Annotated in this window: 22 protein-coding genes, 1 pseudogene and 1 riboswitch; of the genes and pseudogenes, 5 read left to right on the forward strand and 18 right to left on the reverse strand. The window is 43.1% G+C overall.

What is annotated here, in order from left to right; all coding sequences use genetic code 11:
- Nucleotides 1–68: 68 nt before the first annotated feature.
- Nucleotides 69–215 (forward strand): hypothetical protein, encoded by a 147-nt coding sequence (locus FOF60_RS20335; RefSeq protein ID WP_225650307.1) that lies wholly within the window; start codon nucleotides 69–71, stop codon nucleotides 213–215.
- Between the two features lie 92 nt (nucleotides 216–307).
- Here FOF60_RS20335 and FOF60_RS20340 read toward each other — a convergent pair whose 3' ends face one another.
- From FOF60_RS20340 to FOF60_RS20375, 8 genes are all read right to left on the reverse strand, one after another.
- Nucleotides 308–601: a hypothetical protein gene (locus FOF60_RS20340; protein WP_192472593.1), complete on the reverse strand. Its 294-nt coding sequence runs from the start codon at nucleotides 599–601 to the stop codon at nucleotides 308–310.
- 41 nt (nucleotides 602–642) lie between these two features.
- Complete coding sequence (locus FOF60_RS20345; RefSeq protein ID WP_192472594.1) at nucleotides 643–1,530, reverse strand: helix-turn-helix domain-containing protein; 888 nt, start codon at nucleotides 1,528–1,530, stop codon at nucleotides 643–645.
- A gap of 113 nt (nucleotides 1,531–1,643) precedes the next feature.
- Entirely contained in the window at nucleotides 1,644–1,802 is a 159-nt protein-coding gene (locus tag FOF60_RS20350; protein WP_192472595.1) for a hypothetical protein, read from the reverse strand.
- Nucleotide 1,803: 1 nt separating this feature from the next.
- Complete coding sequence (locus FOF60_RS20355) at nucleotides 1,804–3,060, reverse strand: Ger(x)C family spore germination protein (RefSeq protein WP_192472596.1); 1,257 nt, start codon at nucleotides 3,058–3,060, stop codon at nucleotides 1,804–1,806.
- Nucleotides 3,035–4,144 (reverse strand): GerAB/ArcD/ProY family transporter, encoded by a 1,110-nt coding sequence (locus tag FOF60_RS20360; protein WP_192472597.1) that lies wholly within the window; start codon nucleotides 4,142–4,144, stop codon nucleotides 3,035–3,037. Before FOF60_RS20360 ends, FOF60_RS20355 begins: the two co-directional genes overlap by 26 nt.
- Nucleotides 4,145–4,147: 3 nt before the next feature.
- Entirely contained in the window at nucleotides 4,148–5,692 is a 1,545-nt protein-coding gene (locus tag FOF60_RS20365) for a spore germination protein (protein ID WP_192472598.1), read from the reverse strand.
- A 115-nt stretch (nucleotides 5,693–5,807) separates the two neighbouring features.
- Complete coding sequence (locus tag FOF60_RS20370; protein WP_192472631.1) at nucleotides 5,808–6,398, reverse strand: undecaprenyl phosphate transporter UptA; 591 nt, start codon at nucleotides 6,396–6,398, stop codon at nucleotides 5,808–5,810.
- 301 nt (nucleotides 6,399–6,699) lie between these two features.
- On the reverse strand, nucleotides 6,700–6,906 hold the full coding sequence (locus tag FOF60_RS20375) for a hypothetical protein (RefSeq protein ID WP_192472599.1): 207 nt from the start codon (nucleotides 6,904–6,906) through the stop codon (nucleotides 6,700–6,702).
- 213 nt (nucleotides 6,907–7,119) lie between these two features.
- On the opposite strand from FOF60_RS20375, the gene FOF60_RS20380 reads away from it, so the two are divergent.
- Nucleotides 7,120–8,115 (forward strand): potassium channel family protein, encoded by a 996-nt coding sequence (locus tag FOF60_RS20380; protein ID WP_192472600.1) that lies wholly within the window; start codon nucleotides 7,120–7,122, stop codon nucleotides 8,113–8,115.
- Here the strand turns inward: FOF60_RS20380 and FOF60_RS20385 are convergent.
- The 6 genes and pseudogenes from FOF60_RS20385 to FOF60_RS20410 all read right to left on the reverse strand — a co-directional run bounded on the left by FOF60_RS20385 (nucleotide 8,112) and on the right by FOF60_RS20410 (nucleotide 15,514).
- Nucleotides 8,112–8,516, reverse strand: coding sequence for a YugN-like family protein (locus FOF60_RS20385; RefSeq protein WP_192472601.1), 405 nt, complete (start codon nucleotides 8,514–8,516; stop codon nucleotides 8,112–8,114). The two genes, FOF60_RS20380 and FOF60_RS20385, sit on opposite strands and share 4 nt — an antisense overlap.
- 330 nt (nucleotides 8,517–8,846) lie before the next feature.
- Nucleotides 8,847–10,196 carry a glucose-6-phosphate isomerase gene (locus tag FOF60_RS20390; protein WP_192472602.1) on the reverse strand — a complete coding sequence of 450 codons (1,350 nt, stop codon included), beginning with the start codon at nucleotides 10,194–10,196 and terminating at the stop codon, nucleotides 8,847–8,849.
- A gap of 130 nt (nucleotides 10,197–10,326) precedes the next feature.
- Nucleotides 10,327–11,754, reverse strand: coding sequence for a sodium/glutamate symporter (locus FOF60_RS20395; RefSeq protein WP_192472603.1), 1,428 nt, complete (start codon nucleotides 11,752–11,754; stop codon nucleotides 10,327–10,329).
- A 71-nt stretch (nucleotides 11,755–11,825) separates the two neighbouring features.
- Nucleotides 11,826–12,515, reverse strand: a complete 690-nt coding sequence (locus FOF60_RS20400; protein WP_192472604.1) for a class D sortase — start codon at nucleotides 12,513–12,515, stop codon at nucleotides 11,826–11,828.
- 65 nt (nucleotides 12,516–12,580) lie between these two features.
- On the reverse strand, nucleotides 12,581–13,870 hold the full coding sequence (locus tag FOF60_RS20405; protein WP_192472605.1) for an LPXTG cell wall anchor domain-containing protein: 1,290 nt from the start codon (nucleotides 13,868–13,870) through the stop codon (nucleotides 12,581–12,583).
- A gap of 138 nt (nucleotides 13,871–14,008) precedes the next feature.
- A riboswitch (cyclic di-GMP riboswitch) is annotated at nucleotides 14,009–14,097 on the reverse strand.
- A 254-nt stretch (nucleotides 14,098–14,351) separates the two neighbouring features.
- Nucleotides 14,352–15,514, reverse strand: a pseudogene (locus tag FOF60_RS20410) (iron-containing alcohol dehydrogenase).
- Between the two features lie 202 nt (nucleotides 15,515–15,716).
- Between FOF60_RS20410 and FOF60_RS20415 the strand changes: the two are divergent.
- A complete protein-coding gene (locus FOF60_RS20415; RefSeq protein WP_023626663.1) occupies nucleotides 15,717–15,950 on the forward strand; it encodes a DUF378 domain-containing protein in 234 nt (77 codons plus the stop codon).
- Nucleotides 15,951–15,999: 49 nt separating this feature from the next.
- On the opposite strand, the gene FOF60_RS20420 is transcribed toward FOF60_RS20415, so the two are convergent.
- The 4 genes from FOF60_RS20420 to FOF60_RS20435 all read right to left on the reverse strand — a co-directional run bounded on the left by FOF60_RS20420 (nucleotide 16,000) and on the right by FOF60_RS20435 (nucleotide 20,426).
- Nucleotides 16,000–17,193, reverse strand: coding sequence for an ornithine--oxo-acid transaminase (locus FOF60_RS20420; protein WP_192472607.1), 1,194 nt, complete (start codon nucleotides 17,191–17,193; stop codon nucleotides 16,000–16,002).
- A 496-nt stretch (nucleotides 17,194–17,689) separates the two neighbouring features.
- Nucleotides 17,690–18,082: a S1 domain-containing post-transcriptional regulator GSP13 gene (gene yugI, locus FOF60_RS20425; protein WP_192472608.1), complete on the reverse strand. Its 393-nt coding sequence runs from the start codon at nucleotides 18,080–18,082 to the stop codon at nucleotides 17,690–17,692.
- Between the two features lie 114 nt (nucleotides 18,083–18,196).
- The gene (locus tag FOF60_RS20430; RefSeq protein WP_192472609.1) at nucleotides 18,197–19,876 is read right to left on the reverse strand and encodes a hypothetical protein; all 1,680 of its coding nucleotides are present in this window, start codon (nucleotides 19,874–19,876) and stop codon (nucleotides 18,197–18,199) included.
- The gene (locus FOF60_RS20435) at nucleotides 19,869–20,426 is read right to left on the reverse strand and encodes an RNA polymerase sigma factor (RefSeq protein WP_192472610.1); all 558 of its coding nucleotides are present in this window, start codon (nucleotides 20,424–20,426) and stop codon (nucleotides 19,869–19,871) included. Before FOF60_RS20435 ends, FOF60_RS20430 begins: the two co-directional genes overlap by 8 nt.
- Nucleotides 20,427–20,696: 270 nt before the next feature.
- Here FOF60_RS20435 and FOF60_RS20440 point away from each other — a divergent pair, with 270 nt between their 5' ends.
- Nucleotides 20,697–22,040: a sodium-dependent transporter gene (locus tag FOF60_RS20440; RefSeq protein ID WP_192472611.1), complete on the forward strand. Its 1,344-nt coding sequence runs from the start codon at nucleotides 20,697–20,699 to the stop codon at nucleotides 22,038–22,040.
- Between the two features lie 93 nt (nucleotides 22,041–22,133).
- Complete coding sequence (locus FOF60_RS20445) at nucleotides 22,134–22,379, forward strand: helix-turn-helix domain-containing protein (protein ID WP_192472612.1); 246 nt, start codon at nucleotides 22,134–22,136, stop codon at nucleotides 22,377–22,379.
- Nucleotides 22,380–22,456: the final 77 nt, after the last annotated feature.

Raw genomic sequence — 22,456 nt, forward strand, 5'->3', positions numbered from 1 at the left:
CTTGGAGCGAGTACTGTTGCCTTTGCAGAAAAGGGATAGACGGTAAAGGCACTTTTAATTTTGGCCAGATGAAGCCGTTAATTGAAAAAATGCACCCAGACCTGTCCGATGAAGAAGTCAAACAAATGTACATTGATTGCCACGGAACAAATGGTGCCATGCCAAGCAAAAACTTTAATATGATGGATAGCAGCCATATGGATATCATCGACTGAACTACCAGAAAAATCAATAATGAAAAATAACAGCGTTGATCCATTAAAAAACAACCTGACCAAAATGGTCCAGGCTGTCTCAAAAAAGCTCCTTAAACTAATACTTCACTCTGATCATCCTGTGACGGCAAGTCAGCTAAGATTGTTCCGCTCTGCGAATGCTGTGACGGCAGGTCGGCTATCATTGTTCCGCTCTTCGAGTGCTGTGACGGCAGATCGGCTATCATTGTTCCGCTCTTCGAGTGCTGTGACGGCAGGTCGGCTATCATTGTTCCGCTCTTCGAGTGCTGGGATGGCAGATCGGCCAGGTTCTTTTCAGCAGAATTCAAACCGAACATACCAACAACAAAAGCTGCAATAAGGGGCAAGATTATTTTTTTCTTCATTTTAAACCTCCTCTGCCTGGGTCCATTGTCCATATAAATAATCAATAATATTTCAGTAATTTTCCCATTTCATCCATAACTAAGCTGGCAAACTTCTCATTCTTCTGAAGCTTGAAAATCATGATTGCCTTTTCCAGATATTCCTTGCCTTTGTTTTCTTTACCCAATTTTATAAAATTCATGCCTGTTTGGTAATAAAGTTCTCCAAATAAATACATATTTTCTTCATATATACAATTATCGATTCCTTTGCTGCAGTAAATGAGAGATTCTTCATATCTCTCAAGCTTTGACAGTGCCTGTGCAAGACCATAAAGGATTCTTAGCCAGATGCTTGAATCGAGGACTTGAGGCAGACCTGTCAGCTCGTTCAGGGCATTCTGAAACAGTTCGACAGCCTTGTCCAGGTTGCCGCTGTCTTTTTCGATGATGGCCATACTGGTCAAAATCTCAATCTCGCGCTCTGACATTCCAGCCTGTTCCTGATGGGTCATTTTCAATGCTTGACCAAGCAGGCTGATCGATTTCTGTCGATCTCCTTCAAGGTAATAGGTGCATATCCCCTGGTGCCATATTAAAAATTGTTTGAAGGATGTATGTTTAAACAGCGGATTATCCTGCTCCTTCTGAACTATTTCATGAATAGCGGCATAATCCCGCTCTCTTTTATACTTTTTAATTAATTCCGTGACAGCGATTGCGTAATTGTATGTATCAGTGGAAGCAATATCAAAAAAATGGTTAAGCTCTACGTCAAGCTTTGAGGCCATTTTGAATAATTGATCGATTGTTGGATATTTCTCTTCTTTTTCAAATTGAATGATATCCACTTCAGAACATATACCTTCAGCCAACTGTGCTTCAGTCAATCCTTTAAAAACTCTTGAAGACCTAAGAATTTCTCCGAAGTTATACCCAACCAGGCTCATCCCTACACCCCATTTAATAGTATTATTTTTATATTATCACAACGTTATGAACTTTTAAAAATTCAAATAATAAACCAGGATCAAGAAATTGAATTTCCCAATCCTGGTTATGTTTATTTTATATAAGTAAAGTAAGGGAGGATGAGAATGGAGATTGAGAGGACACTGATCACGATTGCTCCTGCCTTGTTCTTTTCCTTCCAGATTGTCACTGCGAAAGCAAATGAATATAAAGATACCAGTAACACGGCTCCCCAAATCAAAAAAATCATCTCAGTCCCTCACTTCTTGAAGACTTGGCAGTTTGGTCTGCCGTCCAAATTCACCGAACCGGATATCGACACTGATATTTATTTCTGCGTCAGGATAGGATTTCATCCAGTCGAAGTCCCGGAACTCCTTAAGGGTGGCAAAATTCTTTCTTATCGGGATGGATAGATGAAAAGTGTTCCCTTTAAACTCTTCCTGTGTATATTTGATATATTCCGTTAAATGTTCTTCCATCGATTTCGTCAGCGAATTCTTGAGTTCAGCGACTTTTTCTTCGTTTTTAGAGAAATTAACCATTCCTGGGTCACTAAGGATTTCAATATACATAGGAACTCTAATATTGATAAGCGGCCTCCCTGATTGCTGCTTGAAATGGTAGGTGTTTTTTCTTGGTTTGGTCAATCTTGCAGATATTCTGTATCGTTCGTCAAAGGGATCTTGGAATGTTGTTTTAAAGTCTTGCAGTTCCCATGTATTATCCAGCAGGCTTGAGATCCTAGTCTCTTCCCCAGTAATTTTCCCAATCATTATTCCTTCTTTAAAAACTGCGGACCCGGCAAACTGCGCAGCCTTCTCTTTTCCGCCGAACTGAAAATCACCAGCGATAAAATCATCATCGGAAGTGGCTCCATAGTCATTTTCTTCAGTTTCAGTTGTTGCGTAGATTCCCAGGAATAAATCCGAATCACTTTCCGCTACCTGAAAAAAATCATTCAGGTCAGTGTCTGGAATCATTCCAGTTTCCTTGCCCCTGCCAATCTTGAGTTCAAAAAATTTATGAGGCCTTGTCTCAAGTGTTGGTTTGTTGTTCATGATGAACTTTTCTGCTCTTTCTTTCGTAACGACCAGCTCTGTGCTTCGCTTAATTTCCCTGTCTTTCGCGGCAGAGTAGATCACCCTTATAAAGTCGGGCTTTCTTGCGAGCTCCTCGGATACGATAATGACGCTAAGCAGGTCATAGGAAAGTTCTTTGGAAATGACGGTGTTGGCTGTATTTCGCGAACTGATAAAATCATCGGCAACGAATGAAACGACTTCCTGCGTCGGCTCATTCGTGCCACCGCCCGATTGCTGGGAGCCTATCTCTGGATTGGCGATTAAATAGGTCACCTTAATTTTCCCTTCCTTTTCATGCGAGTCCAGGCCCATTCCAATTACATAGGCCTTCTCATCGAGCTCTGTCTTATCCCAGCAGCCAGCCAGGGAGAGGACAATGCATACCAATATCAAGACTTTAACTAGATTCTTGTACTGTCTCATTTTTAAAATCTCCCCGAATTTTGGCGATCAGCCACATTAGCGGCGGCAGGCATAAAAACGCCGGGCTAAGCAGCATCAACAGTTTTTGCCTCATGATATAAAGGAAAATCGATGGACTGTCAGGCGCCAAGCCTAGAAGTAAAACGATGATCGTAATTAATGGAATCAGATATTCGAATTCTCCAATTTTCAAGATTCCCCCGAGAAGCACCGCACTCATATATAAGTAAAATGAAAATCTTATGAATGTAGCAACAAGCCAAAACGGGAAAAATAAAGTTTCCACGTTTGGCAGGAATCCGATCTCGATATAGCGGATTGTTTCATGAAAAGGGTAATTGAGCATCTCTGCGGTTGTGTAATCAAATAGCATTACATATGAGATCATCGCCAGGCTAATTTCAAATGCCACAATGAAAAGGCCTATTATGGTCCCCTTCCTGAAATCCTTGGAAGAGGCTACCAGCGGAGCAATTAAACCTATAAAAAGAAAATCTGAGAATATAGATACATTCTTGACTGAGGATTTCACAATTTCCATTTTCCCTTCACCCCATATAGGAAAAATGAAATCAAAATGGCCTGCATTAAAACTGACTAGTAATGCAATGAACAGAGTGACTTTTAAATATGGAATCAATACCCATGCTACAGAGCCGATCTGCTCAATCCCCCTTTTCGCTCCGTATGCACAGACGAGCATAAGAACCATGTAAATGATACTTGCCGGCGTCTTGGTAAAATACATCGTTCCGATAATATCAACATATGTTCCGCTGTCAACTGTCACTGAAGCCACGCCTGCCAGCAAAAGGGCAATGGATATGATATTGCCGAAAAACCGCCCAAACAGGTGGATGATCACTTCATGCAAGTTTTTATCAGGATGGGCTGAAAAAACTTTGACCAGCAAGATGATCGGAATGAAGGCCATTCCACCCATAAGCAATACCGCAATCCATCCAGCATTCCTCGCATCCTCAAAAATGATCGAAGGTGTATCGTCACTAAGCTTGGTGCCAATAGTCAAGGCAATGATGGCCACATATTCTTTTATCCCGATTTTCCCCTTGTTTTGTTTCATTACTTATGCCCCATCGCTCTTTTTTTGTGAATCGGATGTTTTCAGAAAACCCGGCCTAAGCTTTTCATTTTTCACAAGCCTGCGAAAAATTGTATCTTTAGAAGATTTATAACTTGGTGACAGCGGCGCTAAATATGGAACACCAAAAGATTTAAGTGATACCAAGTAAAAAATTCCAGCTGCAAAAAAGGCTGTCATCCCGTAGATGCCGATCATTGATGCACACAGAATAAAAGCAAAACGGATGAGCCGGACAGCAAAGTTCAGGCTTAAATCACTTACGGCAAAGGAGCTTAGTCCCCCAAGGGCAACCACAATGATCACGATTGGACTGATGATATTCGCCTCAACAGCGGCCTGTCCAAGAATCAACGCCCCTACAATTCCTATCGTGGGGCCAATTGGACTGGGCACACGAAGACCTGCTTCACGTATCAGCTCGAAAGCTGTCTCCATGATCAAAATTTCAATCACGGCCGGAAATGGGACTTTTTCACGTGAAGACGCAATCGCCAGCAACAAATCGGGCGGAATCATTTCAGCATGGAAGGTTGTAATCGCAATATAGATGGCCGAAGTGAAAATGGTAATAAATAAAGCCACCATTCTTAGAGCTCTAGTAAAATTCCCATAATGGATTTTCAAATAATGATCTTCCGGACTGTGAAAAAAAGCCCAGAAGGTCGCTGGCAAAATGAGACTGTCAGGCGAATTATCCATTAATAGAGCTATATAACCATCTTCCAGAAAAGAGGCGGCTCTGTCAGGCCGCTCCGTGGTCAATACGCTAGGGAACAGGGAATAGTTCCGTTCCTCAATATATTCTTCAAGCAAAGATAAGTTTTGAACCGCATTGACTTCAAGACTCCCCAGCCGTTCCTTGATGTTATCCACCAGCTTTTCATTAGCAAGCCCACGAATATAAACGATAAACACATCATTATGGGACCGTTGGGAAACTTCGATTGATTCAAAAATCAAGTTCTCATTCTTTATTTTTTTCCTGAGCAGTGAGATATTCACCACCACTTTTTCATTGAATGCCTCTTTCGGTCCCTTGATTAAAACCTCAGTTTCCGGTTTCTCAATTGCTCTGCTTTGGAAATCCGGGCAATCCAGGATATATGCTTTTGCTTCTCCATCAAGCAGCAGCAAGGCATTTCCTTTATTCAAATCTTTGACGGCATCCTTAAATATACCGACTTCAATAACCATCTGTATGGAAACAACATCTTTTACCTTTTTATTCGCAGATGTATTTTCCACCAATGGCTTGAGGATGTTTTCTTCTATACTCTTAACATCTGTTATGGTGCTGATGAATACTAGGGCAGCATTTTTATTGAAGCCTTCAAGATACATTTCCCGCAATTTTACATCCTTATTGTCGGGAATGCTGTACAGCGTCCTGATCACCGACAGATTTTCCTGAAGATTGCTGCTAAACTGCTGTTCCTTAAGGTCCGTCCGTTCACCCACGACCTTTTCTTTCGCGGGAGGTCCCTGGTTTTGCTGTTTCTTGAACAGCCTGAGCATTTCCTTTAACATATTGAATCTTCTCCCTGCCAGTACCGGGTTATATTTCCTTTTCTTAACCTTTACTAACCTGCTGTGTTTTATGAGTTTTGGCCATATAAAAAACTCAGGAAATTTCCTGAGTTGGTTAAAGCTTCTTTTGTTTTCGTGCTGCCAGTATGTATACTGCACCTCCCCCTAACGCAATGATGCTGACAGGGATGATGAATGGCTTGGCAATGTCCTTAATTCCTGTCCAATTTTCACCGAGCATGATTCCTAGATAAAGGAAAAATACTGTCCATGGAATCATCGCAGCGATAGTATAGAGTGTGAACTTGATGGCTGACATGCCTGCAATCCCCGCAGGTATTGAAATCGCATGCCTTACGACCGGGATGAACCTTGCCGAGAAAATGACACCTGAACCATACTGATTGAACCATTTTTCTGATATTTCCAGGTGATGCTTGTTGATCAATAAGTACTTCCCGTATTTCTCCAGCATCGGGCGGCCGCCAAAATAACCAAGCCAGTACAGAAACAGCTGCGCGATAGTCCCGCCGATCGTTCCGGCAACCACCGCCCCTGTAAAACCAATGGTCCCCTCGGAAATCATATATCCCCCATACCCAAGGACGATTTCACTCGGGATGACCTCCAGCATCAAACCGAGAGCAATCCCAAGATACCCAAGGCTCGACAGCCAATCCAAAGCATTCATCATGAAATCATGCATTTCACCAACTCCCATTCAATTCCTCTCTTTTAAAAATATATTGAACGATGTACAAGTTTATCTCTATTTTCTTTTTCACACCCGAAGAAAACCGGCTTTCTGATACTAAATTGGGTGGCGTCACGATTTTGCATATGTTTGGGCAATTCCGGTCTGTTTTCGGGAGATTATCTCGATTGATTAAGAGATTACGCAGGATGATCGAGCAATTATGGGTGCTCATTAAGAGGATAGTTACCCTTCACGGAAACAGCACACAGAAAAGAACCTGCCAATAAGACAGGTTCTTTTAGAAGGAACGTCAGCCGCGCCAGCCGCCTCTGAACAGTACCCGCAAGCCGATAAAAATAATGACGAAAGCGAAAAGCACGATAACAATTACACCAATAATTCCAAAGATACCTAGCCCCGCAAGAGTCAACAGAAGCGGCCCAAATTCAATCAAAGCCCATCCAGCAAGCATACAAGCGAGAAATAGCAATACATTCGATCCCCAGTTGAATGACATATCATCATCCCTCCTTTCACTATTCAGCATATGTATGCCAGAAATTTTGGTACGGGCTGATGAACTATTCCTGAATTTTTTGTGTAAAAAAGAACCTGCTAGACGAAAATAGAATTACATAAATTTGGCTAAAACAGTTTTTGAACAGAGGATCAAGGGAAAAGTAATTATTGTTTTCATACATAAAACAAGAAAAAAGTGAGGGGGACTATGATGACTAATCATTTATATATGCGTTTCGTAAAACTTCCGATTTTGTTGAGGATCCTGATGATTGCCTCTATGATGATTACTCTGTTTGGTGTAGTCATTCATTTTGTTGAACCAAAAAGTTTCCCGACAATTTTTGATGGTGTCTGGTGGGCTATCATTACTGCATCAACGGTAGGATTCGGAGATTTCTATCCCGTTACAACATGGGGACGAATCACAGCCATCCTGCTCCTGTTGATTGGAACAGGATTTTTATCATCGTATTTCATTCATCTTTCAGCTGCAACGGTTACTAAACAAAATGCATATAGTGAGGGAAAGGTTGGCTTCAGAGGAAGCAGCCACATAATCATCATCGGTTGGAACGAGAGGTCTCGTTCTGTTATCCGCTCTCTTATAGAAGCGGATGAAACCATCATATTGGTGGACGATACACTGGGGTCAAACCCCATTAAGGATGACAATGTTCATTTCATCAGGGGCCGTGCGAACAAGGATGATACCTTATTGAGTGCAGGTATCTCAACAGCAAGGAAAGTAATTATTACATCAGACCAGAATCTGGATGAGCTGCAAGCCGATATGAACACAATCCTCACGCTGCTTGCCATCAAAGGATTGAATCCGGACATCCGCTGCATCGCTGAAATCCAAACAAGCGAACAAATCAATAATGCGAGAAGGGCGGGGGCTGATGAGCTGATACCTGCGAACGCCCTAACCAGTGCGGTACTTCTGAACAGCATCGCCTCTGCGGAGGTAGTGAACCCTTTATTGGATTTGCTGGGTAAACTGAACGGGAAACGCCTGACTTATATAGAGGCTGAAGCTTCTCTGATTGATAAGCATTTTCAGGAGGCAAGCAGCTTTTTGCTGAAAGAGCGCAATATTATCTTGATTGGACGTAAAAGAGGGGATGACGTAATCGTCAACCCCAAAAACAATATCAAAATTAAATACGATGACCAGCTGCTTGCTATTTTAAACGACGATTAATGTAATAAAGCAGATTCTACTTCACGGACAAGCGATCTGCCGACTTCGATATACTTTTCCGGGAAGCTCGCATCCTTATCCACCGGTTCCTGGAACTGGTTGAAGGATGCGCTCGCATTCCCAATTTCCGCATGATCATCGATTCCGCGCTGATATTTATGTGACAGCAGGAAAGGACGCTGCATCATTACTGTGCAGCCTTTTGAATCAAGCTGGCCATCAATTGCCTTAAATGGAAGCCTCAGAAATTGGTATCCAACTTCGTCATCTATTTTATAATCGAACGTACCATGGTCATAATCCCAGTTTCCGCCGATGCTATATCCCAAAGGTTTAAGCAGCTGCTCCAGTTTAAAAAGATCAAAATGTTTGCCCTCAAGCTCAGATTGTATCTCAATCAATGGTTGTTCCGCCTTTCCAAGTGTGTTTATGCTTAGTTTTAACCAAAAGCGGTATTTTAATGAGCAGCGAACGATTGGATGAGCCATAAATGAGGGTAACGACTGCCGTGTTTTAGGGAAAAAATTTTTTATTGGCGGTTGTCACCACTTTATTGGCGATAATTTATTTTTATTGGCGATTTTCCGATTTTATTGGCGAAAATCCAATTTTATTGGCGGTTTTCACAATTTTATTGGCGAACTGGAAATTTCATGCGTTTTTTTCCAATTTTCAAGACACCAATTCACACAAAAAGAGCACCCGCTCGTGTCGGGTGCTCCTTTTCAGCATTATTTAAGTCTCTTTTCCAATTCAGCTTTCTTTTCTTCGAAGCCTGGTTTACCAAGCAATGCGAACATATTCACTTTATATGCCTCAACGCCTGGCTGGTCGAATGGGTTCACACCAAGCAGGTAGCCGCTCATGGCGCATGCTTTTTCGAAGAAATACACAAGGTATCCGAATGTATACTCATCCAATTGAGGAATCGTCAGAACAAGGTTCGGTACGCCTCCGTCTGTATGGGCAAGCATTGTTCCTTCGAACGCTTTGTTGTTGACGAAATCAACTGTCTTGCCAGCAAGGTAGTTCAAGCCGTCAAGGTCGCTTGCCGCTTCTTCAATCACCATTTCATGGCGAGGTTTCTCCACCTTGATGATTGTTTCAAACAAGTCACGGCGGCCTTCCTGCACATATTGGCCAAGTGAGTGAAGGTCAGTCGAGAAGTTCGCTGAAGAAGGATAGATCCCCTTCTGGTCTTTCCCTTCACTTTCGCCGAACAGCTGCTTCCACCATTCAGAGAAGTACTGAAGGGATGGCTCATAGTTGATCAGCATTTCAATCGTCTTGCCTTTGTTGTAAAGCGCGTTACGGACTGCAGCGTATTGGTAGGCAGGATTTTCTTCAAGCTCTGACTTGCCGAAGTCTTCCCTCGCCTGTGCCGCACCCTTCATCATCGCTTCGATATCTGAACCGCTGACAGCGATTGGCAGCAAGCCTACTGCAGTCAAGACAGAATAACGTCCGCCGACATCATCAGGAATCACGAATGATTCGTAGCCTTCCTCGTCAGCAAGAGTTTTCAAAGCACCGCGTGCTTTATCCGTTGTCGCATAAATGCGCTTGCGTGCTTCTTCGACTCCATACTTTTCCTCAAGAAGCTTGCGGAAAATACGGAATGCGATCGCAGGCTCCGTCGTTGTACCTGATTTTGAGATGACATTGATGGAGAAGTCTTTTCCTTCCAGAAGGTCCATCACATCTGTCATATATGTTGAACTGATGTTGTTGCCGATAAAAATGACTTGCGGTGTCTGGCGCTTTTCTTTTGGAAGAGCGTTATAGAAGCTGTGCTGCAGAAACTCGAGCGCAGCACGGGCACCAAGATAAGAGCCGCCAATCCCTACTACGAGCAGGACATCAGAATCACTTTTAATTTTTTCTGCTGACTTCTGGATGCGTGCGAATTCTTCTTTATCATAGTCTACAGGCAAATCGATCCAGCCTAAAAAGTCGCTGCCTGCACCAGTCTTTTCATGTAATGAATGATGGGCTACTTTTACAAAATCCCTTAAGTATGTAACTTCGTGTTCACCAAAAAAGCTTAACGCCTTTGAGTAATCAAAACGAACATGTGTCATGTCTGATCCTCCATTATTTTATATTCTCTATCACTTTATCGAAATGAATCTCAATAATCAAGAAACACTCTCAGATGTAAGCGTGCCCAATTGTGAAATTTTAAGTAAACTTTGCAAAAAGTTTTTTTCATCACGATTGGGCACTCTTATTGTTCTTTTTTCCAAAGTGAAAAATGCCGATTGCCAGCCAGATTACGAACAGGATTCCGGTACCAATCAAGATTGGTATTGGGCCAAATTGTGCAATCAGCGGCATGGAAGCGGCGGTGAACAGGCCGCCACCGACAATGGGCTCAAACAGGATTTGTTTATAGCCGAAACCCTCGAGGGCAGGTGTTTCTTTATCCGGATCAACAATCTGCAGCAGGAGCAGGCCAGTTGTTGTCATACCCATCGACTGCCCATATTGAAGAATCCCTCTTTCAAGCCAATATTCTGGCATCACCCTTTTTGCAAGGAAGAAAAAAGCAGCGAGATTCAACGCAATCCCCGCACCCGCAAGGATCAGGAAAGGCAGAATATGTTCACTGATCGCTGAAATGGATAGAGTAGTGATGGATGCAACGATTAAAATATCAAGGGCAAAGCCCTCAATTCGAGCTAGAACTTTTTTATCAATGAGCTTGTACGGGCTGAACCGATCGTATAGTAGCTGCGTTGCCACTCCTCCAAGCAAGGCCATTGGAAACAATGGGACATGCTTGATAATTTCAATATCGTAAGCCGGACCCCAAGTGGTATTTTCCAGTAACAAAAGGCCTTTTAATAAAAGCATTCCCGCGCCCACTGCCACAAAAATGAACAGGAAGTTGACTGTCAGCGATTCAATTGACTCCGATCTTGTTGATAATTCTCCAGCCGACTGTTCTTCATCTTCTGGATACAGGCCTTTTTGCTCCCTGTCAGACAGCTCGGAAGCTTTTTTCGCTTCCTTTGCCATACCTTTTCTTATGCCCCAATTGACAATGATAATGCCGGTGATCACACCAGTAAGGATGCCGACTGTTGCCAGGCCAAGGGCAATACTGGCTCCTTCAGAAAAATCGAGTGCCTCGAATGTCCCTCTCATTCCGGCAGCCGTACCTGGCCCGCCTTCAAATCCGATTTCAATCAAAGCGCCTGCCATAGGCGGCAGACCGAAAAATGGTTTCAAAACGAAAATCGCCAGAAGGATTCCGACCACATACTGGCCCCATGAAACAGTTTGGCCATAGGCAACTTGTGGACCGGCAATCTTCCATATCTTTTTGATCCCGGGAATTTTTTTACCTAAAAAAAGCGAGGCAAAAATAATGGTGATCGCGACTTCAGGAATCGAAAGCATCGCATCGTACACTTTTTCGGGATATAGGCCATTTTCCAAAAAACCTGCTCCAGGAATGATCGACCCCAGCTTTCCCAGTGCTTCCTTACTCATTAACAAACCAATTAGACCTGCAATAAGGGAAGTAGGAATAAAATACTTTTGGAAAAAAGGAATCGTCATCCGCAGGAGCATTCCGGCAGCCAGCAAGACTGCAATAAACACGAATGCCAGCAGAACACTGTTAAATTCCATAATCTCCTCCTAGAATGAATCATTTCTCCTACTCCCATACCCTCTCATGGATAGTAAAAACACAGAATCTATTATGGCTTGATTTTCGCTTTTACAATCAGCCTGTGTGTTGCCGTATCAATAGGCGTGCATGTGATAAGGGTTAATACCTTTTCATCCTGGCTGCCATTGAGTACCGAGGTTTCATGTGGCTCAACCACCAGCGTTTCGTATACTTCATATTGGTAAGAACTGTTTTTATCTTTGACCGTCACGGTATCCCCTACGCCTATTTCATCGAGCCGGTTGAACATGCTTCCGTAGGCTCTGTTTCGATGGGCAGCAATTGCGCTGTTCCCAGGCATCCCTGGAGCCGGCGTTCCTTCCAGGAGGCCGGCGCCTTTATCCAAGTTTGCATCCGATGCACCATTCAAAATCGGCAGCTTCACGCCAATCTTGTCAATTTCAATGACACCAACCATGTCAGCTCGCGATTGCTGCTTTGTTTTTGTTGTGTCAGACGCTGTTACGTTTACGTCCCCAGTCTCTTGATTTCCAACTGGTGTAATGTCACTCCCACTGCTCTCAGCCTGCGTTTCGATACTGAATACTTCCTCAAGTTCTTTAAGGCTCTCAGCAGCCACCGTATTCTCCTGATTGCTGCCTTCCCATTCTTCAATCATATTCTCCTGCTTGTAGGAGGTGTAATAATCCTTTGCAGCTGGATAAAAGAAGGTCGAAAGACCAGCTATTATCAAAAATATCGACATTACTTTTCTCATTAATTTCACCTCATATAAAATAAGAGCCAAAAATAAAGAGGGGAATCTCTTCCCCTCCAACTTCTTTAGTTCTTCAATGGATCCCTGAACCTTAGCATGACTCCTCCTGCAGCGATCAGGAAGCCCAGCACATAGAACATCGTTCTGCTGTTTTCACCAGTTTGAGGAAGGACCTCACCATTCCACACTTGTTCATTTGTTGTGCCATCAGATGTATTTCCGGAACCTGAATTATTGCCAGGTGCTGTCGTCTCATTTTCCTCTTCTGTATCAGCCTCTTCCGTTTCTTCCTCGACTATTTCACCATTCATACCCCAGTTCACTTGAAGTGTAAGGACACTTTCCACGATTTCCAGAGACTCGATATTTGAGAGCAGGATCAGCTTCGTTTCACCTTGGCTAGTAATCTCAATGCCACGAATCAATTCCAGCTGGACTGCTTCAGTCAGAGTGAGACTGAAAAGTTCATTGACTCTTTCAAAATCAACTCTCTTCCCGCTCATCATCAGCAGTGTCACCTTTTCAATCTGGCGCGGATTCTCGTCAATCATAATTTTTATCATAGATAGCAGTTTCAACGTTTCATCAGTATCCTCTGAATCGTCCTTTTCCGATGGTTCTTCTGCAGGAAGCTCACAGCTTTCCAGCCAGTAATTGACAGAGCCTTCTGCTTCAACCCCCACTTTTACTTCACCGACTGGGACAACCAGCTCTTCACCTGCTGTAAAAATCAACTTGAATGCCGTAACATCATCTTTAATGAACTCCCCATCATCAAATGCTTTAAATAAAGGGGAAGAACCAGGATTCGTCATCTCCTGCCACTCACCGCTAATCTGGACATAGGCCGTTTCAACAGGATTGACACATTGATCGATGTGCAGGTGAATCTGGGTGCTTTTATTATCATTGCCTGGCACGGTTCCATCCTCAGCTGGTGTCGACTCATTTTCGCTGTTTGCCGCCGTATTATCTTCTTGGCCATTGTTTTCTTCTGTATTTTGTTCCTGATTATCTTCCTGACTTACACTGTTTTCGGATTCATCAGGATTATTTGTTTCTTGTACTGAGTTATTTTTAGCTTGTCCAATTGACTCAGAGTCGGTATCTTCCTTACTTTCAGGGTCATTTTTCGTAGACGCTGCTTTTACATCACCATTGGATTTCCCCTTCTGGTCAGCAGACTTTTCAGCTGCTTCGTTATTTTTTTGGTTCTGTTCACCTTTTTTACTATTTTCTTTGATTTTTGCTTCTTGCTCACTATTTTCGGCTGCAAATACACCTGTAACCGGGAAAGTAATCATAAGCAAAAGCATGAATGCAGCTAAAATGGATAAACGTTTTTTCATTTTCATATTTTCTACTCCTTTTCAATTAAAATCGAGCACTATAAATAAACTGAATTTTCAGTTATTTATAAAAGCATTTTTCCCTCCTTTTACAAGTATTCATTCTATTTTTCTCGACAAAACAACAGCTTGAATTCCTCTATCCATGGCAACTAGGACAATCTTAGCTAGATGGCAGCCTTAGACTCCTTGTTTTGAGTCCCTGTCTTTCAACAGGTTTGCCCTGAGCATGATGATGTTGATCGTGCTTATGTAAATTATTCCTGCCGCTCCATTGTCTTACATTTAGAGACTTACCACAGTTACCCAGTTACTTAAACATTTAGACCCAGAAAAAATATTGGTAAATTTTTCTTCACCTTCTTTTTTTACCCGTAAAGAGTGATTTTTTCAGTACATCTACGTCTATTACAAACAATCTTCCTGAGTTTTTTTGCCCATATAAAAGACAAAGGACCCAGGAAAAACTCCCAGGTCCTTTAAATGTTTATAATGACATACGATAAATTTCTTGTACGTCGTCTTTATTCATTTTCGCAAAGTTGCCAAATTCACCGTTCGCCATCGCTTTATCTGCCATCAATTCCAGCTTGCTGTCATCAATGTCATAATCAGCAAGGCGTGACGTGCACCGATGCTGTTCCAGAATTCACGCAGCTTTTCGATTCCTTCCAAACCTGCTTCTTCGTCAGTCTTGCCTTCTGGGTTTACGCCGAAGACCCTGACAGCCATCTTCTTGAACCGTTCTGGTTTTACCTTAAGGTTATGCTTCATCCAGTTCGGGAACAGGATGGCCAGACCGCCTCCGTGAGGAATATCATACACTGCCGATACTGCGTGCTCGATATTATGAGTCGCCCAATCACCGCGGTAACCCATGTTAAGGATTCCATTCAAGGCCATTGTTCCTGAATAAAGGATGGTTGCGCGGTATTCATAGTTCTCCAGGTCTTCAAGCAGCTTCGGAGCTGTTTCCATCACTGTCAGTAGCAAGGATTCGCACATGCGGTCCTGGAATTCAGTGTTCTCTGTCAAATGGAAATAGTGCTCGAACACATGCGACATCATGTCAACGATGCCATAAATCGTCTGGTCCTTCGGAACGGTAAATGTATTCACTGGATCAAGGATAGAGAATTTCGGGAATGTGACCGGGCTTCCCCAGCCATACTTTTCATTTGTTTCCCAGTTTGTGATGACAGAGCCTGCATTCATTTCAGAGCCTGTGGCTGCCAAAGTGAGTACCGTACCGAATGGTAGAGCTTCTGTTGCAAAAGCCTTCTTCGTGACAAGGTCCCAGGCATCTCCATCGTATTTAGCGCCTGCAGCGATTGCTTTCGTGCAGTCAATGACACTGCCGCCGCCTACTGCCAACAGAAATTCAATGCCTTCCTCTTTGCAAATCTTCACGCCTTTATGGACAGTAGACAGACGTGGATTCGGTTCCACACCAGAAAGCTCGAATACTTCCGAGCCAATTTCTTTCAGAGTGGCCATGACAGAATCATAAAGTCCATTGCGCTTGATGCTGCCGCCGCCGTAAACAAGAAGTACCTTCTTGCCATACTGAGGGACTTCATTTTTCAGCTGCTCCAGCTGGCCTTTGCCAAATATCAGTTTCGTTGGATTGTAAAAAGTAAAGTTATCCATTTAAATCACCTTCCTCAAGGCTAATTATGTTCCTTTTTAAAAAGCAATGCAAAAAATACACTTCTTAATATTCTCCAATGTGCTGTAAAATGTTACAGTTTTTTTCTTACGGGTAGGTAATAAATACAGGGCGAATGAATAATTCATTTCGTGCTGAAACAATCTATAAAAGAACAAATTTATTTTTAAGGAGGAAACATCCATGAGCGGTATTCAACGTGCAGCACTTGTACTTACCATTATTGGGGCCATCAACTGGGGCTTAGTAGGATTCTTCCAATTTGACCTTGTTGCAGCTATTTTCGGCGGACAGGATTCAGCATTGGCTCGAATCATCTATGGATTAGTCGGTCTTGCCGGTCTCATAAACATTGGGCTCCTTTTCGCACCAAGCGAAAGAGAAGAGAGAGCGGCAGAACCAAGGGCTACTCGATAATTAGATCACATGAAAAACCCGCCCTATTTTGAGGCGGGTTTTCGCATGTTTATGATAATACTTTCTTGATTCTTTCGATTGCCCAGTCCAGTTCTTCCTGGCTGATGACAAGCGGTGGAGCAAAACGAATGACAGTATCATGCGTTTCTTTACAGAGCAAGCCTTCTTCTTTTAAATCTTCACAATATTTGCGTGCTGGTTCGGTCAGCTCAACGCCAATGAACAGGCCGCGGCCGCGGATATCCTTGATGATGGAGTTGTCGATTTCACGCAGTTTGCTGATGAAATATTCTCCAAGTTCAAGGGAACGGTCTGCAAGCTTCTCATCAATCAAGACATCAAGGGATGCAATGGAAACTGCGCAAGCCATCGGGTTGCCGCCGAAGGTAGATCCATGAGAACCAGGATTGAATACTCCCAGCACATCATTGTCAGCTACGACGCATGAAATTGGGAAAACCCCGCCGCCAAGCGCTTTTCCAAGGATGTACATATCAGGTTCGATGTCCTCCCACTCACATGCGAACATTTTCCCTGACCTGGCAAGGCCGGCCTGGATTTCATCAGCAATGAAAAGGACATTATTTTCTTTACATACCTTGAACGCAGCTTTCATGAAGCCTTCTGGCGGAATGACGATCCCCGCCTCACCCTGAATCGGTTCAATCAGGAAGGCAGCTGTGTTAGGAGTAATAGCTTCCTTAAGCGCTTCAAGGTCCCCGTAAGGTATCAGTTTGATCCCTGGAAGCATGGGCCCGAAGCCTCGTTTGTATTCCTCTTCAGATGATAATGAGACCGCCGTCATTGTGCGGCCATGGAAGTTGCCGATACAAGCGATCACTTCAGCCTGGTTGTCCGCAACGCCTTTTACATCATAAGCCCAGCGGCGAGCTGCTTTAATAGCCGTTTCAACCGCTTCCGCTCCCGTGTTCATCGGCAATGCCATTTCTTTGTTCGTTAACTTGCAAATCTTTTCATACCATGGTCCAAGCTGGTCATTGTGGAATGCTCTTGAAGTAAGAGTCACGCGGTCTGCCTGGTCTTTAAGCGCCTGGATGACCTTAGGATGGCGATGCCCCTGATTGACAGCCGAATATGCACTCAGCATGTCCATATATTTGTTGCCTTCAGGATCCTCTACCCAAACTCCCTCTGCCTTCGAAATCACGATTGGCAGCGGATGATAGTTATTCGCACCGTACTTTTGAGTCTGCTCGATCAGCGAGCTAGTTTTTGTTGTCATGAACCTTCCTCCGTTCCAATGAAAAAATTGGTTAGACAATCATATTGTAACCTGTAAGCTCTTTCATTTTAACCCCCTAAAAAAGAATGACGGAGGAAATTCGGTTTATTTTATGAGGATATTATCGGTTCTGCTGGTTTTTTCGGTGGGTGATGGGGGGTTGAAACTGTGGGCATGAGTAGTATTGCTATTTTCGGGGTTATGTCCCCCAAAGAAAACTGATTGGGCAGTAAGCTGCCTTAGAATCGCGATTTCTTCCGCATAAGGACACCGGTCTGCACGATAGATACCCTTAGGATCGCCATTTTCCCCGCATAAGGGTGCCGTTCTACTCAATAGATATCCTTATGCTTCGCTTTTTTCATCGTAAGGTTACCGATCTAGCCATAAGATACCATTTAACAACTTTGGTGTTTATTCCTGACTCCTGTCCGAAGGAGACCGGATTAAAACAAAGAAAAAAACCGGACAAATGTCCGGTTTTTCGTTCGAAAGCTTATTTTTTAGCCATATCTGACTGGTTGATCCACTCTTGAAGCTTATCCTTCAAAGTGTTGAAGCCTTGAGCTGAATCATCCTGGTGCTGAACTACAGCAGCTGGACGCTTGCTGCGTGGCTTTTTAGCGCGTTGTGGCTGTTCTGGTGCTTCTTCAGTAGCACGGATTGATAAGCCAATTTTTCCAGCAGCTTCATCAATTGACAAAACTTTCACTTTCACTTCATCGCCAACAGTAAGGTGCTCGTTAACATCCTTAACATAACCGTGTGTGATTTCTGAAATGTGCACTAGACCTTGTGTATTTTCATCTAATGCTACGAAAGCGCCATATGGCTGGATTCCTGTTACTTTTCCTGTTAAAACGCTGCCTACTTCGATATTTTCTGACATGGAAACACTCCTAAATATTGTTTTATTTTATCCCATTAATACGCAATTAAAAATTATATCATATTCTGTAGCATTTATCAAAAGGAATAAGATAATTCTATAGGAGTGCTCCCATTATTGGAATGGCAAATATTGGACTTTCCAGATACCGTCCTCCTGGACCGTTTGGAAGACTGGAGCATCAGGGCGGTCTTTGAAGTGAAGCTGGATTCCAATCACTTTTTCCGGATCATCCTCCGAATGGTAAAGGGAAGCAAACTCATATCCTTTTAGGGCTTTCCCTACCGCCACTTTCGCTTCCTTCATTTCTTGTATATATTGTTCTTCTGGAGGCTGACCGCCATTCTTGCTGTATAGTGCGTATTTGGTTTCGTAATCACCCGCCTGGTCTGCATGGAAGTATAGCTGCATGATTTCAAACGGCCCGTAATTTTTCAGGATATTGAAGTTCTTCTTGGCCGCGAACTCCTTATAGCTAGACAGCAGAGCATCTGAGAGCGGAAGCACTTTTCTGTCAATGACGTCCTCCTGCTTTAAATGGGCTGGAATCTCCATATATCTTGGAAAATCTAGCTTCTCGACATCAGCCGGCTTTTGGAAGTTGTTGCTTTCCATCTTTTTGTACATATTTTGCACCGCTGCAGCTGTGTCGGTCTCCGGATAGGTCTCAATCAAATACAAATATGCTTTTTTCACTTCATCTTTTAACTCGTTATTATTGTCATAAATGTGTTGACTGACAACAAACAGGCCGAATAGCGATTGTACATCATTCCGCATCGTTTCTTCGATGTTCGCATCCTCGACTGTCGCAATTGTTTTTTCGAGCTTTACAAGTAAATCTGCCAGGCTCTCAAAGGAAATCACCTCTCCGTTTCGATCCTGAACTCTGTTGCTCCTAAGCTCCAAATACTTTATAAAATCTTCATTCGCTGCTCCGCGAAGGCGGTCTGCTATGCCGCTAAAGTTAGCATAAGGAACTATCCTGCCATCCTCTTCTCTAAAAGCATAGCCATTTTCAACAGCCTTTGTTGACATCTCTTTCAACTTAGTGGAAGAAATATCTTCTCCGCCTGCATTCATCTTTTTGACTACCTCGGCGACATTTTCTTTTTCAATGGCTTTATTTAAATCATCTTCATAAAATGTCATCGAAAGATAATAAGCTCCCAAAAAAGACTCCAGTTGATTAAGGAGGGTATACTCAGGACCATCTAAAGAAACTTCGTCATTTTTTTCTTGTAAAAGCCTGTCAATGATCTCTGATGGCATGGTGAATGCATCATCGATGTGAGTGGTAAGTCTTTTCTTTGTATCTTCCCACTCAGTTTCTCGATAGGCTTCAAGGTTGGATAGAACAGCTGCCTCTGCATCATTGAGCTCCATCGGAATATCCCGGTATAGATAATTTTCAAATCCTGATAAGAAACCCAGCTTTTCTTTAGTCTCGAGTTCCTTCTCCTGATAATAATTCTGTAAACCCTTAAATACGTCTTTTACATCCGCTTCACTCAGCTCAAAGGACTTATTTTCAACGGGTGATGCCTGGTGTTGTTCTGTTTTCTCATCAGCAGGAGCATGATCCCCGATATATTGCATCATCAAAACCCCTGCGATCATCCCCACTCCAATAAAGCTTGCTGCGTAAGGCAGGTGAAACCACTTATTTTGTTTCTGCTTCTTTTGGTCCTTTTTGATTGCCGCAAGGATGGCTGAACGATTCTCATCTTCCGGCATGTCATCGTATGCTTTTTTCAGGCTGTCCAGACGCTTTTCCAATAATTGATCATCCATGGTTTGCACCCTCCTTTTTTTCGGCTAGAGTCAGCAGTTTCTTCAAATGTTCTTTCCCTCGTGACATCCGTGTTTTTACATTTGCCAATGATGCACCTGTTATCTCCGCGATTTCATCATAGCTTTTATCGTGAAAATAAAAGAGGACAACCGGGATGCGATACTTCTCATCAAGTTTTTGGATGCATTCATGCAGAGTCCGGTCTTCCTCATAGCGAAGAATACTTTCCTCGGCGGTTTTCCCGTCATATGAGCGTTCTTTGCCGATCTTCAGCACCTTTCTGATTTGCCTTTGTTTATTGCGGGCAAAATCCCTTGTGACATTCAGGGTGATTTTATAGAGCCAGGTCGTGAATTTGGCATGTGAAAATTGGTCGAGGAAGCGGTAAACCCTGACGAACACTTCCTGCGTGATATCATCTATGTCGTCATATTTGTTCCCAAGCTGGAAGGCAAAGCGCTTGACGGTTGGAGTATGGATATCGATCAGCTCCGCGAAAGCCTGCATATTCCCATTCCGTGCCCGGAACACTAATTCATCATCGTTCATTTTGAATCCCCCAAACTGGTTACCTATCTTTTTTTGATTTTAACAGCGACGGCTGCGGCCGCTTGCGTTTCCGTCGCTTTTAAGTGAAAATCACTTTATCTATAAAACGGCGTATTTCGGTTTTTGTTTCAAAAAAATAACAAATACATTAATAATTGTTTAAAGCCTGAAAATGCTATGCTTTTTCCTGAAAAAATAGTAACATGAAAAGGTATTTTTTTATTTTGTCAGAAAATATAAATATTCAGATTTTTTAAAAGGAGTTTTCTCATGAACAAGCACGAACAATGGACTTCAAAGCTTGGCTTCATTCTGGCTGCAGCGGGATCAGCCATTGGACTCGGGGCGATTTGGAAATTCCCCTACATGGCAGGAACAAATGGAGGCGGCATCTTTCTGATCTTCTTCTTGCTGATGACTATTTTTATAGGCGCACCTATCTTGCTGGCTGAATTTATCATTGGCCGCAATACTCAAAAGGACGCTGTTATGTCTTATAAACACCTGGCACCGAAAAGCGCTTGGCCTTTGCTTGGGTATGGCGGTGTCATTGCGTCCTTCCTGATCCTGTCTTTCTACAGTGTAGTTGGCGGGTGGATCCTTTCCTATTTGGCGCGGAGCCTTACCGGATCACTTTCAGGATTGACCCAGGCGGACTACGGTGCAACATTCGAAAGCATCATAGCCAATCCTGTTGAAGCTGTTGCTGTTCAACTGTTATTCCTTGTCCTGACCATCTGGGTCGTGCAGGGCGGTGTCCAGCAGGGCATTGAAAAAGCGAGCAAATACATGATGCCCGCTCTGTTCATCCTTTTTATCATCCTCGTAATCAGGTCTTTAACTCTGGATGGAGCGATGGCCGGGGTTGAGTTTTTCCTGAAGCCAGACTGGTCAGCGGTAACAGGTCAAACCATTTTGATGGCACTGGGACAGTCCTTTTTCGCTTTAAGTGTCGGACTTTCCGTAATGGTGACTTATGCTTCTTATTTGCCCAAGGGTGAAAGCCTGGCAAAATCCGCTTTTTCTGTAGTCGGGTTGAATATTCTCATATCGCTGCTAGCCGGCCTTGTCATTTTCCCGGCTGTATTCGCGTTTGGTTTAGAACCTGAAGCAGGTCCCGGACTCGTTTTTGTCGTACTGCCTGCCGTATTCAATGAACTTGCATTTGGCGGGGTATTTATGACGATCTTCTTGATTCTGCTGCTTTTTGCGACTTTGACATCCGCGTTTTCAATTCTTGAGATCATCGTCGCGGTACTTTCCAAAGGAAACAAAAATAAACGGAAGAAGTTTTCCTGGATTGCTGGCCTGCTTGTTTTCGCTGCGGGAATTCCGAATGCTCTTTCCTTCGGTGTTTTATCGGAGGTGAAATTTTTCGGAAAAACCTTCTTCGATCTTGCTGATTTCCTGACGAGCAATATTGCCCTTCCGCTGGGAGCTTTCTTCATCGCCATATTCGTCGGTTATGTCATGCCCAGAAAAGTGGTCAGACGTGAATTGGAGGAAGGTCCTGAAAGCAATCGCTTATTATTCAACATCTGGTATTTTTCTATCCGATACATCGTACCAATAGGTATTGGCATTGTTTTTTTACAATCGATTGGTATAATCTAAAGTTAAGAAAACGTTCACATTATTGTCGATATTTTCAAAATTTTAATGATAAACTTATAGTAAGAGATATTTTATTTTTGGAGGTGATGAGCGATGACTGCAATTGGACAGAATATCAAGATGTGCCGTGAACGAGTCGGAATCTCCCAGGAGGAGCTCGCTTTAAAAATCAGGGTAGGTACGCGGACGATCCAAAGATACGAAAGCGGCGAGCAAACACCTAAATTGCAGACGATTCTAAAGATCTCGACAGCCCTTGATGTCCCTGCATCCGAATTAATGGGAGAGGTTTATTACGCTGCACCGCCAGAACTCGACCAAAGACCAAGCAGCTTGTAACCTGCAATGATCATAAAACTACTTAGCAGGCAGTTTATTCTGCCTGCTCTATTTTTTTGGCTGCCGTTAAAGTCAGC

The organism is Mesobacillus jeotgali (assembly GCF_014856545.2).
Taxonomy (GTDB): domain Bacteria; phylum Bacillota; class Bacilli; order Bacillales; family Cytobacillaceae; genus Mesobacillus.

Excerpts from the sequence above, each read along its gene's own strand:
- FOF60_RS20440 (WP_192472611.1), top strand. The coding sequence starts at position 20,697 with ATGAACAAGCACGAACAATGGACTTCAAAGCTTGGCTTCATTCTGGCT.
- FOF60_RS20380 (WP_192472600.1), top strand. The coding sequence starts at position 7,120 with ATGACTAATCATTTATATATGCGTTTCGTAAAACTTCCGATTTTGTTG.
- FOF60_RS20335 (WP_225650307.1), top strand. The coding sequence starts at position 69 with ATGAAGCCGTTAATTGAAAAAATGCACCCAGACCTGTCCGATGAAGAA.
- FOF60_RS20345 (WP_192472594.1), bottom strand. The coding sequence starts at position 1,530 with ATGAGCCTGGTTGGGTATAACTTCGGAGAAATTCTTAGGTCTTCAAGA.
- FOF60_RS20370 (WP_192472631.1), bottom strand. The coding sequence starts at position 6,398 with ATGCATGATTTCATGATGAATGCTTTGGATTGGCTGTCGAGCCTTGGG.
- FOF60_RS20445 (WP_192472612.1), top strand. The coding sequence starts at position 22,134 with ATGACTGCAATTGGACAGAATATCAAGATGTGCCGTGAACGAGTCGGA.
- FOF60_RS20350 (WP_192472595.1), bottom strand. The coding sequence starts at position 1,802 with ATGATTTTTTTGATTTGGGGAGCCGTGTTACTGGTATCTTTATATTCA.
- FOF60_RS20435 (WP_192472610.1), bottom strand. The coding sequence starts at position 20,426 with ATGAACGATGATGAATTAGTGTTCCGGGCACGGAATGGGAATATGCAG.
- FOF60_RS20420 (WP_192472607.1), bottom strand. The coding sequence starts at position 17,193 with ATGACAACAAAAACTAGCTCGCTGATCGAGCAGACTCAAAAGTACGGT.
- FOF60_RS20395 (WP_192472603.1), bottom strand. The coding sequence starts at position 11,754 with ATGGAATTTAACAGTGTTCTGCTGGCATTCGTGTTTATTGCAGTCTTG.
- FOF60_RS20340 (WP_192472593.1), bottom strand. The coding sequence starts at position 601 with ATGAAGAAAAAAATAATCTTGCCCCTTATTGCAGCTTTTGTTGTTGGT.
- FOF60_RS20415 (WP_023626663.1), top strand. The coding sequence starts at position 15,717 with ATGAGCGGTATTCAACGTGCAGCACTTGTACTTACCATTATTGGGGCC.
- FOF60_RS20430 (WP_192472609.1), bottom strand. The coding sequence starts at position 19,876 with ATGGATGATCAATTATTGGAAAAGCGTCTGGACAGCCTGAAAAAAGCA.
- FOF60_RS20390 (WP_192472602.1), bottom strand. The coding sequence starts at position 10,196 with ATGACACATGTTCGTTTTGATTACTCAAAGGCGTTAAGCTTTTTTGGT.
- FOF60_RS20355 (WP_192472596.1), bottom strand. The coding sequence starts at position 3,060 with ATGAGACAGTACAAGAATCTAGTTAAAGTCTTGATATTGGTATGCATT.
- FOF60_RS20405 (WP_192472605.1), bottom strand. The coding sequence starts at position 13,870 with ATGAAAATGAAAAAACGTTTATCCATTTTAGCTGCATTCATGCTTTTG.
- FOF60_RS20400 (WP_192472604.1), bottom strand. The coding sequence starts at position 12,515 with ATGAGAAAAGTAATGTCGATATTTTTGATAATAGCTGGTCTTTCGACC.
- yugI (WP_192472608.1), bottom strand. The coding sequence starts at position 18,082 with ATGTCAGAAAATATCGAAGTAGGCAGCGTTTTAACAGGAAAAGTAACA.
- FOF60_RS20365 (WP_192472598.1), bottom strand. The coding sequence starts at position 5,692 with ATGTTAAAGGAAATGCTCAGGCTGTTCAAGAAACAGCAAAACCAGGGA.
- FOF60_RS20375 (WP_192472599.1), bottom strand. The coding sequence starts at position 6,906 with ATGTCATTCAACTGGGGATCGAATGTATTGCTATTTCTCGCTTGTATG.
- FOF60_RS20360 (WP_192472597.1), bottom strand. The coding sequence starts at position 4,144 with ATGAAACAAAACAAGGGGAAAATCGGGATAAAAGAATATGTGGCCATC.